Source organism: Duganella alba (genome assembly GCF_009674495.1).
Classification (GTDB): Bacteria; Pseudomonadota; Gammaproteobacteria; order Burkholderiales; family Burkholderiaceae_D; genus Rugamonas; species Rugamonas alba.
The window spans coordinates 126,610-138,914 of the sequence record NZ_WKJN01000004.1 but is presented as its reverse complement, the minus strand read 5'-3'; the positions used below and the strand labels follow the sequence as shown (position 1 = coordinate 138,914).

At 63.6% G+C, this 12,305-nt stretch carries 12 protein-coding genes; 6 read left to right on the top strand and 6 right to left on the bottom strand.

Annotated elements, in window-relative coordinates; all coding sequences use genetic code 11:
* Window positions 1-10 precede the first annotated feature (10 nt).
* Together GJ695_RS05460 and GJ695_RS05455 are read left to right on the top strand one after the other, a co-directional pair.
* Window positions 11-952 (top strand): glycoside hydrolase family 43 protein, encoded by a 942-nt coding sequence (locus GJ695_RS05460; protein ID WP_154362943.1) that lies wholly within the window; start codon window positions 11-13, stop codon window positions 950-952.
* Window positions 953-1,008: 56 nt separating this feature from the next.
* The gene (locus tag GJ695_RS05455) at window positions 1,009-1,947 is read left to right on the top strand and encodes a LysR family transcriptional regulator (protein ID WP_154362674.1); all 939 of its coding nucleotides are present in this window, start codon (window positions 1,009-1,011) and stop codon (window positions 1,945-1,947) included.
* Here GJ695_RS05455 and GJ695_RS05450 read toward each other — a convergent pair whose 3' ends face one another.
* From GJ695_RS05450 to GJ695_RS05440, 3 genes are all read right to left on the bottom strand, one after another.
* Window positions 1,948-2,277, bottom strand: coding sequence for a four-helix bundle copper-binding protein (locus GJ695_RS05450; RefSeq protein WP_154362672.1), 330 nt, complete (start codon window positions 2,275-2,277; stop codon window positions 1,948-1,950).
* Window positions 2,278-2,347: 70 nt separating this feature from the next.
* Entirely contained in the window at window positions 2,348-2,755 is a 408-nt protein-coding gene (locus GJ695_RS05445; RefSeq protein WP_154362670.1) for a DNA-binding transcriptional response regulator, read from the bottom strand.
* Window positions 2,748-3,251 carry a GAF domain-containing protein gene (locus GJ695_RS05440; RefSeq protein ID WP_154362668.1) on the bottom strand — a complete coding sequence of 168 codons (504 nt, stop codon included), beginning with the start codon at window positions 3,249-3,251 and terminating at the stop codon, window positions 2,748-2,750. Before GJ695_RS05440 ends, GJ695_RS05445 begins: the two co-directional genes overlap by 8 nt.
* A gap of 149 nt (window positions 3,252-3,400) precedes the next feature.
* On the opposite strand from GJ695_RS05440, the gene GJ695_RS05435 reads away from it, so the two are divergent.
* Window positions 3,401-4,342 (top strand): bifunctional helix-turn-helix transcriptional regulator/GNAT family N-acetyltransferase, encoded by a 942-nt coding sequence (locus tag GJ695_RS05435; protein ID WP_154362666.1) that lies wholly within the window; start codon window positions 3,401-3,403, stop codon window positions 4,340-4,342.
* A 48-nt stretch (window positions 4,343-4,390) separates the two neighbouring features.
* Window positions 4,391-6,799, top strand: a complete 2,409-nt coding sequence (locus GJ695_RS05430) for a penicillin acylase family protein (protein ID WP_154362664.1) — start codon at window positions 4,391-4,393, stop codon at window positions 6,797-6,799.
* 16 nt (window positions 6,800-6,815) lie between these two features.
* Here GJ695_RS05430 and GJ695_RS05425 read toward each other — a convergent pair whose 3' ends face one another.
* Window positions 6,816-8,477 (bottom strand): methyl-accepting chemotaxis protein, encoded by a 1,662-nt coding sequence (locus GJ695_RS05425; RefSeq protein ID WP_229260469.1) that lies wholly within the window; start codon window positions 8,475-8,477, stop codon window positions 6,816-6,818.
* A gap of 149 nt (window positions 8,478-8,626) precedes the next feature.
* Window positions 8,627-9,832, bottom strand: coding sequence for an acyltransferase family protein (locus GJ695_RS05420; RefSeq protein ID WP_154362662.1), 1,206 nt, complete (start codon window positions 9,830-9,832; stop codon window positions 8,627-8,629).
* A 168-nt stretch (window positions 9,833-10,000) separates the two neighbouring features.
* Between GJ695_RS05420 and motA the strand changes: the two genes are divergently transcribed.
* Together motA and GJ695_RS05410 are read left to right on the top strand one after the other, a co-directional pair.
* Window positions 10,001-10,861, top strand: coding sequence for a flagellar motor stator protein MotA (motA, locus tag GJ695_RS05415; RefSeq protein WP_154362660.1), 861 nt, complete (start codon window positions 10,001-10,003; stop codon window positions 10,859-10,861).
* Window positions 10,858-11,376, top strand: a complete 519-nt coding sequence (locus GJ695_RS05410) for a GNAT family N-acetyltransferase (protein ID WP_371866490.1) — start codon at window positions 10,858-10,860, stop codon at window positions 11,374-11,376. The genes motA and GJ695_RS05410 overlap by 4 nt, the downstream gene beginning before the upstream one ends.
* Here the strand turns inward: GJ695_RS05410 and GJ695_RS05405 are convergent.
* Entirely contained in the window at window positions 11,333-12,214 is an 882-nt protein-coding gene (locus GJ695_RS05405) for a GNAT family N-acetyltransferase (RefSeq protein WP_229261280.1), read from the bottom strand. The genes GJ695_RS05410 and GJ695_RS05405 overlap by 44 nt on opposite strands.
* Window positions 12,215-12,305: the final 91 nt, after the last annotated feature.

Sequence of the window (12,305 nt, the reverse complement as noted above, 5' to 3'; positions counted from 1 at the left end):
AAAGAGTTTGATGTTCGCAGCGGCGAGCTTGTTGGCTTGCGCGGCGCACGCCGCCAATCCGATCCTGCCGAAACTGTTCACCGCCGATCCGGCGGCGTTCGTGGAAAACGGCGTGGCCTATCTGTACGTCGGTCACGACCAGGCGTCGCCGACCGACAAGGACTACGTCATGAAGGAATGGCGCATGTACAGCAGCTGCGACATGAAGAACTGGACCGACCGTGGCTCGCCAATTGCACCATCGGCCTTCAAGTGGGCGATCGGCAAGGTCGATGCGTGGGCTGCCGACATCACCAAGCGCGATGGAAAATACTACTTCTACGCGACGGTGGATCACGCCAGCATTCCGGGCCGCGCCATCGGCGTCGCCGTCTCCGACAAGCCGGAAGGCCCGTTTGTCGATGCGCGTGGTTCGGCGCTCATCACCAACGACATGACGCTGGAAACGCAGATCGCCTGGGACGATATCGATCCCGCGATTTTCCAGGATGACGATGGCCAGGCCTATCTCTACTGGGGTAACTCGGTGCTGAAGTATGCGAAGCTGAAGCCGAACATGATCGAACTGGATGGTCCGATTCACACCGTCGGCGTGGAGCGCTTCACCGAAGCCTCTTACCTGCATAAGCATAACGGAACTTACTACCTGTCGTACTCGCGCGAATTCCCGGAGGAGACGGCCTACATGACCGGCCCAAGCGCCACCGGTCCGTGGAAGTACCAGGGCGTCATCATGTCGAAGAACGTCAAGGTCAAGACCATCCACCAGGCCATCATTGAGTTCAACGGCAAGAACTACATCATCTACCACAACGCCAAACTGCCGGGTGGCGGCGAGTACCGCCGTTCGGTGGCGATCGAGGAGTTTGCCTACAACGCAGACGGCACCATCCCGTTCATCAAGCAGACCAAGGAAGGCCCTGCGGCCAACCCTAGTGCTGCTTGCAAGTGATATCGATATAAACGATATTGTCCATTAATCAATATCGCACATGATATCATCAAAATATGGATACTAACCCTAACTGGTTCCTGCGCGCGCGCCTGAAAACGCGCCAGCTGCTGCTGCTGATCGCGCTGGACGAACAACGCAATATCCACCGCGCTTCCGAGGAGCTGCACATGACGCAGCCCGCCGCGTCCAAGCAGTTGAAGGACCTGGAAGAGATGCTGGGCGTACAGCTGTTCGACCGTCTGCCGCGCGGCATGGAGCCGACCATCTACGGCGAGACCATGATCCGTCACGCCCGCATGGCGCTGACCAGCCTCTCTGCGGCGCACGAGGACATCGTCGCCATCAAGGCCGGCTTGAGCGGGCAGGTCGACATCGGCACCATCATGACGCCGGGGATTGCGCTGCTGCCGCAGGCGATAACGCGCACCAAGCAGCATGCGCCCAAGCTGCGCATCGGGGTCGAGATGGAACAGTCCAACGTGCTGCTGGAGCAGTTGCAGCGCGGCCGGCTGGACTTCATGATCGGCCGCATCCCGGAGCGCGAAAGTGCCGAGGGCCTGAGCTACGAGGAACTGGGCGATGAACCGGCGTGCGCGGTGGTGCGTGCCGGCCATCCGCTGCTGAAGGCAAAGAACCTGCAACTGCGCGACATCGCCAGCCAGCCGTGGGTGCTGCCGCCGCAAGGCAGCATCCTGCGCGCGCGCTGCGAACTGATGTTCCGCCGCGCGGGCCTGGAAGTGCCGGTCAACGTGGTCGACACCACGGCGGTGCTGCTGATCAAACCACTGCTGCAGCAAACCGACGCGCTGAACGTGATGCCGATCGCGGTAGCGCAGTATTACGAAGCGCAGGGTGTGCTGAACATCCTGCCGATCGAGCTGCCATGCCGCATGGACGCCTACGGCATCATCATGGTCGACGGCCACATTCTCTCGCCGGGCGCGCAGCTGCTGCTCAAATCCGTGCGCGAAGTGGCGCGGGAAATCTACTAGTCACGCCGCCATGGCGCGGCAGGTGTGCTCGCACGCCTCGCAGGCGCGGGCGCATTCCTCCATGCCGTCCAGCTCCAGGCAACTGAGGGCGCAAGCGTGGCAGATTTCCGCGCATAGCGCACAGAGTTGCCGGCTGTAGGGCGATCCGCTCAGTTGCAGGTTGGCGGAGGCTTCGCAGATGGTGGCGCAGTCCATCATCAATCGGAAGTGGTCCGGCGCGACATGCTTGCCACCCATTTGCAGGCAGTGCGTCAACGCGGTTTGCAGGCAGGCCTGGTGACAGTTGGTGCAGGCGTCGATGCAGTCCTGCATATCGGGAATGTCGTTCATTGCGGTTCCTTCGGCATGGCGTGGAAAACATCCATGCTAGGCCGCGATGCGGGCCGACTCTGTGCGTTGACTATCTTTTTGCGCCGAAGGACTCAAACGCTTCCAGCAGTATCCTGGCGCGGAAGGGTTTGAGGATGACGCGGCTGACTTGCCGGTCGCGCAGCTCGCGCATCAGGTCCGTGGTGGCCTGGTCGACCATGACGGCGATCGGGATCCTGGCATCGCTGGCGGACATGCCGTTGCGGACCTTGTCCAGCAAGGCCAGGTTGTAATGACAATCGCTGTCGGCGCCGCAATCGATCGAGATCACCGCGCCCTGGAATGCGCGTTCGCGCAGCATGCGCTCGGCGGCCTGCATGGTTGCCGCTTCGTGCACGGTTCCGATGCCCAGCGAGCGCGCCGTCATCGACACGGTTTTGCGCAACAGCGTTTGCTCTTCCACCAGCAGCATGTTCAGATTCCTGGACGCGTCATTCATGGGAAGCCTCCTCGCGGTTGGCCAGTTCTTCCACCAGCAGATCGCGCAGCGACGCGAAGATGGCCAGTTCGGTGGCGTCCAGGTCGCGCGGCTTGTGGTCGATCAGGCAGAGCGTGCCGATGACGAAGCCGGACGGCATCGGCAGCGGCGCCCCTGCGTAGAAGATGACGTGCGGTTCGCCGGTGACCAGCGGGTTATCGGCAAAACGCTCGTCGGCGCGGGAGTCGGGGATCACGAAAATGTCCGGCTGAAGTATCGCATGGCCGCAGAAGGAGATATCGCGGCCGGTCTCGCAGGCGTCCAGTCCCACGCGTGCCTTGAACCACTGGCGGTTCTCGTCGATGAGGGAGATCAGTGCAATCGGCACATCGAACTCGTGCGCCGCGAATTGCACCACCTTGTCGAAGCGTTCTTCGGGCGGCGTGTCGAGGATGAGCATCTCGCGCAGGGCGGCGAGGCGCTCGCTGTCGTAGATTGGAATCGGCGCAGCTAACATGGCGAAGACGGCGGTGGCCGTGTAGTCGTGTTGTCCTTACTCTAACATCAACGGTGGCGTCAGGCATGTTTCAGTGCAGCGGTGCGACATTGTTGACTGAGTCAGCAAATTATCGCACAATCGGCGCGTATCGATTTGCCGGAGTTTCCATGCCTGTCCCCGTTTTTAATGACCGCGTTGCCGCAGTCCGCTCGTTCAACCGATTTTTCACGCGCCAGATCGGCGTGCTGCGCGAAGGCCTGCTGCACAGCGAATTCACGCTGACCGAGATGCGCGTGCTGTACGAACTGGCGCATCAGGGAGATCAGCCGTCGTCCTCGCTGTGCCGCGACCTGGGGCTGGATCGCGGATACCTGAGCCGCATCGTTGCCAAGTTTGAAAGCGCTGGCCTGGTCAGCAAAGTGCCATCCGCCACCGACGGCCGCTCCAAGCTGCTGCACCTGACGGAGCAGGGCCGCGCCGTCTACGAACCGCTGGACCGCCGTTCGCGCGACGAGGTCGGCGACATGCTGGCGCGCTTTGAAGAAGCCGACCAGCTGCGCATGCTGGATGCGATGCGCACCATCCGCGAACTGCTGGAGGCGCAGGCCGGCCTCAAATACGCCCAGCCGTTCGTGCTGCGCGCGCACCGGTCCGGCGACATGGCGTGGATCACGCGCCGTCACGGCGAGCTGTATGCGACGCTGCAGGGATGGGACCGCAGCTTTGAGGCGCTGGTCGGCCAGATCTGCGCCGACTTCGAACGCGATTTCGACCCGGCGCTGGAACATTGCTGGATCGCCGAAATGAACGGCCAGCCGGTCGGCTCGATCGCACTGGCGCGCAGCGGCGAGGAAGGCGTGGCCAAACTGCGGCTGCTGCTGGTGGAAGAGCAGGCACGCGGTTACGGCCTCGGTTCGCGGCTGGTGGACGAATGCCACCGCTTCGCGCGCGAAGCCGGCTACCGCAAGATGCGCCTGTGGACCACGGACCAACAGAAGGAAGCGCGCCACATCTACCAGAGCAAGGGCTACCGGCTGGTGGCCGAGGAGCCAGTTCATGCCTTCGGCAAGGACATGGTCAACGAAACGTGGGAACTGGACCTCGACTAAGCTCTCTGGCACTATGGGCAAAGTGATGCTTATAACAACGGGGGAGCTATGCGTAACAACCGGCTGTTGGTGTGGTCCAGACGTGTACTGATTATCGCAGTGGGATTATTGGTGCTGGCGATTGCCGCCGGCTGGCTGTATTTGCGCGGCAGCCTCGCGCAGCTGGACGGCACGCACCGGGCGGCGGGTCTGGAAACCACGGCCAGCATCGCGCGCGATGCGCATGGCGTGCCGGTCATCAGCGGCGGCAGTCGCGGCGACGTCGCCTACGCCACCGGTTTTGTGCATGCGCAGGAGCGTTTCTTCCAGATGGATCTGCTGCGCCGCGTGGCGGCCGGTGAATTGTCCGAACTGTTTGGCGACCGCGCGCTGCCGCTCGATAAATCGCACCGGATGCACCGCTTCCGCGCGCGCGGCGAGCTGGCGCTCAAGACCATGCCGGCGGCGGATCGCGCGCTGCTGGACCGCTATGTGGCCGGCGTCAATGACGGCCTGAATGCGCTTGGCGCCAGGCCGTTCGAGTATGCGCTGGTCGGCCTGGCGCCGCGCGCATGGTCGCCGGCCGATACGCTGCTGGTGATCTGGGCCATGTACTTCGATTTGCAGGGCAACCTGGAATCGCGCGAGCTGGCGCGCGGCTGGTTCCGCGAGCATGCAACCGAAGAGCAGCGCGCCTTCCTGTCGCCCGAAGCCACGCCGTGGGATGCGCCACTCGATGCGCAAGGCATCGCCACCGGCGACGTGGTGATTCCCGCCGCGCCGCCGGCGTGGTGGGGCCAGCCGCAAGCCGCCGGCACGCCGGCGCCGGCCAAGGTGGCGCAGGCGGAATTCTTCAATACGGTCGGCAGCAACAACTGGGCCGTGGCGGGCACGCGCAGCGACACCGGCGCCGCCATCGTGGCTGACGATATGCACCTCGGCATACAGCTGCCGGCCATCTGGTATCGGGCGGCATTGCAGTTCCCGGACGGGAAGGGCGGACAGCGGCGCATGGTCGGCGTCACGCTGCCCGGTGCGCCGTTCGTGGTGGTGGGCAGCAACGGCCATGTGGCGTGGGGCTTCACCAACAGCTATGGCGATTACCTGGACCTGATCGCGCTTGACAGCGATCCCGCCAGGCCGGGCCAGGTGCGCACCCAGGCCGGATGGGAAACACCGGTGGCGCATGAGGAAACCATTCTGGTCAAGGGCGCGCCTGCCGCCAGGCTGGTGGTGCGCGAAACTTCGCTCGGTCCGATTCGCGATGTCGATGGGCACAGCTATGCGGTGCACTGGACCGCGCATCTGCCGGGCGCGGTCAACTTCAATGCGGGCAAGCTGGAATCGGCCGATACGCTGGAGCAGGCGCTGGCGATTGCGCCGACGCTGGGCATCCCGGCGCAGAATTTTGTCGCTGGCGATGACAAGGGCAACATCGGCTGGACGGTGGCCGGCCCGCTGCCGCGCCGCGAGGCGCACGGTCTCGTATCGACTTACCCGCTGACGGCGGACGACGCTGCGGGCAAATGGCAGGGCTGGCTGGCGCCGGAAGCGTACCCGAAAGTGGTCAATCCCGCCGAGGGCCACCTGGCCACCGCCAACAGCCGCCAGCTGGCGGGCGAGGGCGCGGCCCTGATCGGCGACGGCGGTTATGACCTTGGCGCACGCACGCATCAGGTGCGCGACGACCTGGCCTCGCTGGGACCGAAGACGGATGTGAAAAAAGTCTACGCCATCGGCCTCGATGATCGCGCCCTGTTCCTGACCGCGTGGCGCGAACGGGCCATCGGTGCGCTGGACGCCAGGGCCATCGCCGGCAATGCGCGGCGCACCGAAGCGCGGGCGTTGTTGAAGGACGGCTGGAGCGGCAAGGCCAGCGTGGATTCTGCCGGTTACCGCATCACGCGCGGTTTCATGTACGCGGTGTACGACCTCCTGTACGGCGGCGCCAATACGGAACTGGCGAAGATCGATCCGAAGGCCACCATGGGCGCGGTCAGCGCGCGCTGGCCGGTGGTGCTGGCGCGCTTGCTGGATCAGCAGCCCGCCGGCTGGCTGCCGTCGCAGTATCCCGACTGGCAGGCGTTGGAACTGGCGGCGCTGGACCGCGTGATCGCCGAGCTGACCAAGGATGGCCAGCCGCTGGCGGCCGCCACTTGGGGCCAGCGCAACACGGCGGCCAGCGCGCATCCGATGGCGTCGGCGATTCCACTGCTGGGCAAATACCTGAAGGTGGCGCCGGACATGCTGCCGGGCGACCAGCACATGCCGCGCGTGGCCGGACCGACCTTCGGCCAGTCCGAGCGGCTGACCGTTTCGCCTGGCCACGAAGAGCAGGGCATCTTCAATATGCCGGGCGGTCAGAGCGGCCATCCGCTGTCGCCGTACTTCCTCGACGGCCGCATCGACTGGCTTACCGGGCGCGAGTCGCCGCTGTTGCCGGGGCCTGCGCAGCACACGCTGACGTTTGTGCGCTAGGCCTTGGGCGCTGCGCTCAAGCGCGGCGGCGCATTGGCAGGGCCGCGACCGGCGCGGCTGGCTGGCGCGCGGTCGCTTGCACCGCGTGCAGCTGATGGCGGCCTGCGGCGCCAGTCGGTTGCTGGGTCAGCTGGAACACCGATACCAGTTCGCTCAGCGCCGCCGCCTGGTTCTGCATGGTTTGCGAGGCGGCCGTGGCTTCCTCCACCAGCGCGGCGTTCTGCTGCGTGACGGCGTCCATGCCGGCGATGGCGGTATTCACCTGCTCGATGCCGGCGCGCTGTTCCTCGCCGGCCGCGCTGATTTCGCCCATGATATTGGTGACACGGCGCACGCTGACCACCACGTCCTCCATGGTGACGCCAGCCTCTTCGACCAGCTTGCTGCCACTCTCGACCTGCTGCACCGAGTCGCTGATCAGCTCCTTGATTTCCTTGGCCGCCGCCGCCGAACGCTGGGCCAGGCTGCGCACCTCGGTGGCCACCACGGCAAAGCCGCGTCCCTGCTCGCCGGCACGGGCGGCTTCCACCGCGGCGTTCAGCGCCAGGATGTTGGTCTGGAAGGCGATGCCGTCGATCACGCCGATGATGTCGACGATCTTGCGCGAGGACTGGTTGATCGAGCCCATGGTCTCGACCACCTGCGACACCACGGCGCCGCCTTTCTGCGCCACCGCCGACGCGTTCAGCGCCAGTTCGTTGGCCTCGCTGGCGCTGGCCGAGTTCTGCTTCACGGTCGTGGTCAGCTCTTCCATCGAGGCGGCGGTTTCCTCCAGCGACGCGGCCTGCTGCTCGGTGCGCGCCGACAGGTCGACATTGCCGGCGGCGATCTGCTGCGACGCGCTGGCGATGGTGTCGGTGCCGGCGCGGACCTGGTGGACCAGGCCGGCCAGGCTGTCGCGCATCGATTTCATCGCGAACAGCAGGCTGTTATGATCGCCGTCGCGGGTGTCGATGGCCACCGTCAGGTCGCCGTCGGCGATCTTGCCGGCAATCGCGACGGCGTAATCCGGCTCGCCGCCCAGGCGCTGCACCAGCCAGCGGGTAATCAGCGTGGCGCACAGGGCGCCCAGCACCACGGAGCCGATCAGCAGCGTGATGATCCAGAAACGTGCCGAGGCGTAAAGCGCGTCGCCGCGCTGGGAGGCGGCGTCGCCGCCGTCACCGTACAGCTTGACGAGCTTGTCGACCTGGCCGCGCAGGGCCACGATCAGCTTGTTCGATTCGCCGCGGATCAGCTGTTTGGCGGCCTCGTCGTCGTTGCGGCGGGAAGCGGCGCGGATCTTGCCGTCTTCGACCATGTAGCGCTCCCACATCGACTGGAAGTCGGCATACAGCGCCTTCTCCTCGGGCGTGGAAATCAGCTTGGCGTAGGTGTCCTGCATCTTGCCCAGTTCGACCAGATCGTTGGCGATGACTTTGTCGTACTGGTCCATCTGGGCCGCGTCGTTGGAAATGATGTATTGGAATTCACGGGTGCGGACGCGGGCGATTTGCGACTTCAGATCCTGCACCACGCGCATGGCCGGCATCCAGCGGGAAGACAGCTCGGTGGAGGCGCCATTCACCTGCGCCAGTTTGATGATGGCAAAAATAGCCACTGCGGCAGCCAGCGTCAATACCAGCGCAAAAGCCAGCCCGAGCTTGGTGGCCAGCTTCAAATTACGTAACAAATTCATAAAACAATTCCTTGTGCAGCAGTGGGCGACGCGCGTTCCGGCGACGCCCTTGTGTGTTATTAGAGGTCAATAGTGAGAATGTGTGATATTTCTCAAGGGAAACCAATAGTAACATAAGGCAATTATTTCTGCTTTGCCCCGCTGACTTTTCAGGCGGCGGACCGCGCCCGCAGGGAGTTTTCCGGCGCTTCTGCCGATAGGGGCGCCGCAAGCCTGCCCAGCCCGAAGAACGGGCGCAGCACGGCGATGCGGCGCACCACTTCAAACACGCCGAGGCTGATGGTGAAGGTCAGCACGATCAGGAACATGCCTTCGGTGACCGGCGCCAGCTTCAGCGGCTTCATCCAGTGCGCCATGGCGACGATCAGCGTCTGGTGCAGGATGTAGACCGGGAACACGGCTTCGGTCAGGTAGCGGCGCTTGGCGCTGTCGAAGTTCAGGTGGCGGTGGCCGAAGCCGCACACGGTCAGGATCGGCACCCATTGGCACAGGCTGTACACGGCGCGCATCGCCGGCTTCCATCGCGTGACTTCGGGCGCGGAGGCCAGCGCGTCCGGGATCGACCAGTAGCAGACGATCAGCGCCCAGCTGGCCAGCCATAGCGCCAGGCTGGTCCAGCGCAGCGCTTCGATGCGGGCCCAGAAATTGTTCTGCATGGCCAGCAAGGCGCCCAGCGCGAACAGGTAGAAATATTGCGCGTGGTTGTACCAGTCGTTGGTCAGTGCGTGGGTGGCGGGGAAACTGTCGGCCAGCAGGTAGCGCGCCGCCGCCAGTGCGATCGTCGGCAGCACGATGATGCGCCAGCCGGCGAGCAGCTTGCCCAGTGCGTCGGCGATACGCTGGAAGCGCGCACCCAGCAGCCAGACGATCAAGCCGCCGATCATGGTGTAGACCCACAGGTAGGCCACAAACCACAGGTGGTTCCAGGTCGGCACGCGGAGGCAGTCGTCGCCGCGGCAGAAACCGTGGTAGCCGCTGACGTAGAGGCGCATGAATTCCGTATAGCCGCCCTGGTAGGCGACTTTTTCCACGACCTCGAAATACGATTGCGGCGGCACGATGACGAACATGCCGAAGACCAGCGGCACCAGCAGCCGCCAGCTGCGCTGCTTGAGCAGGGCGCCGATGCGGATCTTCTTCAGCATGAAGGCGGTGGCGACGCCGGAAATCATGAACAGCAGGCCGAGGCGCCAGGGCGATGACAGGATCATCAGCGGTTCGATGGCGGTGCTGGCGTAGGGACTTTTCACGTGCCAGTCCCAGGTCACGTAGTACATGCCGGTGTGATAGAAGATCAGCACGAAGAAGGCAAAGATGCGTATCCAGTCGAGGAAGTAGTGGCGCTGCGTGGTCATTGTCGGCTCCTTGTTTGATGTAATCAGATTAAGCAGGCCGGGATGCGGCGTCCAGCGCCGTGGGGCGAATTGGGCGGATCGTGGGGCCAGCCGGCGAAACTGCGACGGCGGTTTTAGTTGCATGTGATAAAGTAGAATTCTTTACAACTAAATACGTCCGAGGTGCGCATGTCCGTTTTATTGGGGATCGCCATTGTGCTGGCCGGGATATTCGGCGGCTTTGTGCTGGAGGGCGGACATCTCGGCCCCCTTTATCAGCCGTATGAGTTAATGATGATCGCGGGCGGCGCGCTGGGCGCCTTCGTCATCTCCAACGACGGCAAGTCGATGCGCGCAACCGTCGCCGCGATTCCGACGCTGTTTCAGACCGCGAAACAGACCAATGCGCTGTACCTCGATCTGCTGTCTTTGCTGTACGACATCCTGACCAAGATCCGCAAGGAAGGGCTGATGTCGGTCGAGTCGGATATCGATGCGCCGGAGCAGAGCGCCTTGTTCACCAGGTTTCCGGCCATTCTGGCCGACCATCACCTCACGGAGTTCATTACGGACTACCTGCGATTGATAGTCTCCGGGAATATGGACCCCTATCAAATCGAGAACCTGATGGATAACGAAATCGACGTCCATCACCAGGACGGTGAAATTCCCATCCACGCCATCACCAAGCTTGCGGACGGCTTGCCGGCGTTCGGCATTGTGGCGGCGGTGATGGGCGTGGTGCACACCATGGGATCGGTCGGCGCGCCGCCGGCGGAACTGGGGAATCTGATCGCCGCCGCGCTGGTGGGGACGTTCCTGGGGATTCTGCTGTCATATGGCGTATTCGGCCCGATCGCCAGTCTGCTGGAACGAAAGCTGCAGGAATCGACCAAAATCTATCAATGCGTCAAAGTCACCATGATCGCCAGTCTTAATGGATACGCGCCGACGCTGGCGGTGGAGTTTGGCCGCAAAGTCATCTCGGCGGTTCAACGGCCTTCTTTCGCCTCGATGGAAAACCACTTCAAGCAGCAAAAAAACAAGTGACGACAAAACGGGAATTTTTTATCCGGCCGCTGGACGAGGATGATGGCGCGGCGTTCAAGGCGCTGCGGCTGACGGCGATTGCCGAGTCCCCCACCGCCATATGGCCTACCGCCGAGGAAGAGGCAGCGCGCACGCCGGACGCGGTGCGGGCCAGGATAGCGCAGACTGCCAGCCAGGCGGTGTTTGGCGCGTTCCATGGCGCAGAACTGGTCGGCATTGCCGGCTTACGGCGGGAGACGCTGGCACAGGTCGCGCACAAGGCGAGCGTGTGGGGCGTCTTCGTGCACCCGGCGTGGCGAAAGGAAGGCATTGCCCGGCAGCTGTTCATGCGCATCAGGGCGCAGGCTGTCGAGATGGGCGTGCTGCAAATCCACCTGTCCGTCAACGCCGAAAATCATCGCGCTAAAAATCTTTACGAGTTGCTGGGATTTCAGGCGTTCGGCCTGGAGCCGCGCTGCATGAGAGTCGGTGTCACGTTTTATGATGAGGTGCATATGTGCCTGCGCCTGGGCTGACCAGGGACGTCAGCACATGGTCTGCCCAGGCGCCGTTGATGTGCAGGTACTGTCTGGCGTAGCCTTCGCGCTCGAAGCCTAGCCGTTGCAGCAGCTTTTCGCTGGCGAGGTTGTCCGGCTGGTGGTTCGCCATGACGCGGTGGAGTTTTTGCACTTCGAATACGTGCGCGAGCGCCGCCGTCAGCGCTTCCTGCATATAGCCTTTGCCCTGCTGCGCGCCGGCCAGCGAGAAGCCGAGATGGCAGGCCTGGAAGGCGCCGCGCACGATGTTGGTGAAGCTGCACATGCCCAGCACTTCCTCGCTGTCCTGCGGCTGTATCAGCCAATGCAGCGCGGACTTTGCTTCCATGTCCAGCTCTATTTGCGTGAGCTGCGCCTCCACGGTTTCCAGCGTGTAGTAGGACGCATCGCGTTCCGGCTCCCACGGTTGCAGGTGCTCGCGGTTGGCGAGCCGATAGGCCAGCACCCGCTTCTGGTCGTCGATGACTGGCGGCCGTAGACGGAGGCGTTCGGTCGTCAGGTTGTGGTGGCCGTAGGTGGCCTGTGCATACAGTTCCAGCGGAAGTCTCAGGCGCTCCGCCAGCCGCGCGAATTCGAACGCCTTGGGAATCTTCGTCACAGGATGTGCCATGACGCGAATGATCTCATCGATCAACTGGCGGCGCAGCATGCCTTCAGGCGTGTTCACCACGTCGTCGGAGCCGAAGGGCACGGCCAGGCTGCAATACTTGACCTTCTCCTTGGTGATCAGGGCCGTGTAGGTGCCGGCCTTGTTGTAGCCCTTGCAGAACGCAAGATTTTCCTCGCGCGTAGCATTGACCGCCACGATGACGATCATCAGCCGTTCGGTGCTGCCGTAGGACTCGTCGACAATGAGGGGATTGAGTGCATCTTGAAGCGAATTGGAAAAGTCGACGAGCCTGGCATGG

Coding starts and splice junctions, on each gene's coding strand:
- GJ695_RS05460 (WP_154362943.1), top strand. CDS start 11: ATGTTCGCAGCGGCGAGCTTGTTGGCTTGCGCGGCGCACGCCGCCAAT.
- GJ695_RS05440 (WP_154362668.1), bottom strand. CDS start 3,251: ATGTTAGCTGCGCCGATTCCAATCTACGACAGCGAGCGCCTCGCCGCC.
- GJ695_RS05445 (WP_154362670.1), bottom strand. CDS start 2,755: ATGAATGACGCGTCCAGGAATCTGAACATGCTGCTGGTGGAAGAGCAA.
- GJ695_RS05455 (WP_154362674.1), top strand. CDS start 1,009: ATGGATACTAACCCTAACTGGTTCCTGCGCGCGCGCCTGAAAACGCGC.
- motA (WP_154362660.1), top strand. CDS start 10,001: ATGTCCGTTTTATTGGGGATCGCCATTGTGCTGGCCGGGATATTCGGC.
- GJ695_RS05425 (WP_229260469.1), bottom strand. CDS start 8,477: ATGAATTTGTTACGTAATTTGAAGCTGGCCACCAAGCTCGGGCTGGCT.
- GJ695_RS05405 (WP_229261280.1), bottom strand. CDS start 12,214: ATGATCGTCATCGTGGCGGTCAATGCTACGCGCGAGGAAAATCTTGCG.
- GJ695_RS05430 (WP_154362664.1), top strand. CDS start 4,391: ATGCGTAACAACCGGCTGTTGGTGTGGTCCAGACGTGTACTGATTATC.
- GJ695_RS05435 (WP_154362666.1), top strand. CDS start 3,401: ATGCCTGTCCCCGTTTTTAATGACCGCGTTGCCGCAGTCCGCTCGTTC.
- GJ695_RS05420 (WP_154362662.1), bottom strand. CDS start 9,832: ATGACCACGCAGCGCCACTACTTCCTCGACTGGATACGCATCTTTGCC.
- GJ695_RS05450 (WP_154362672.1), bottom strand. CDS start 2,277: ATGAACGACATTCCCGATATGCAGGACTGCATCGACGCCTGCACCAAC.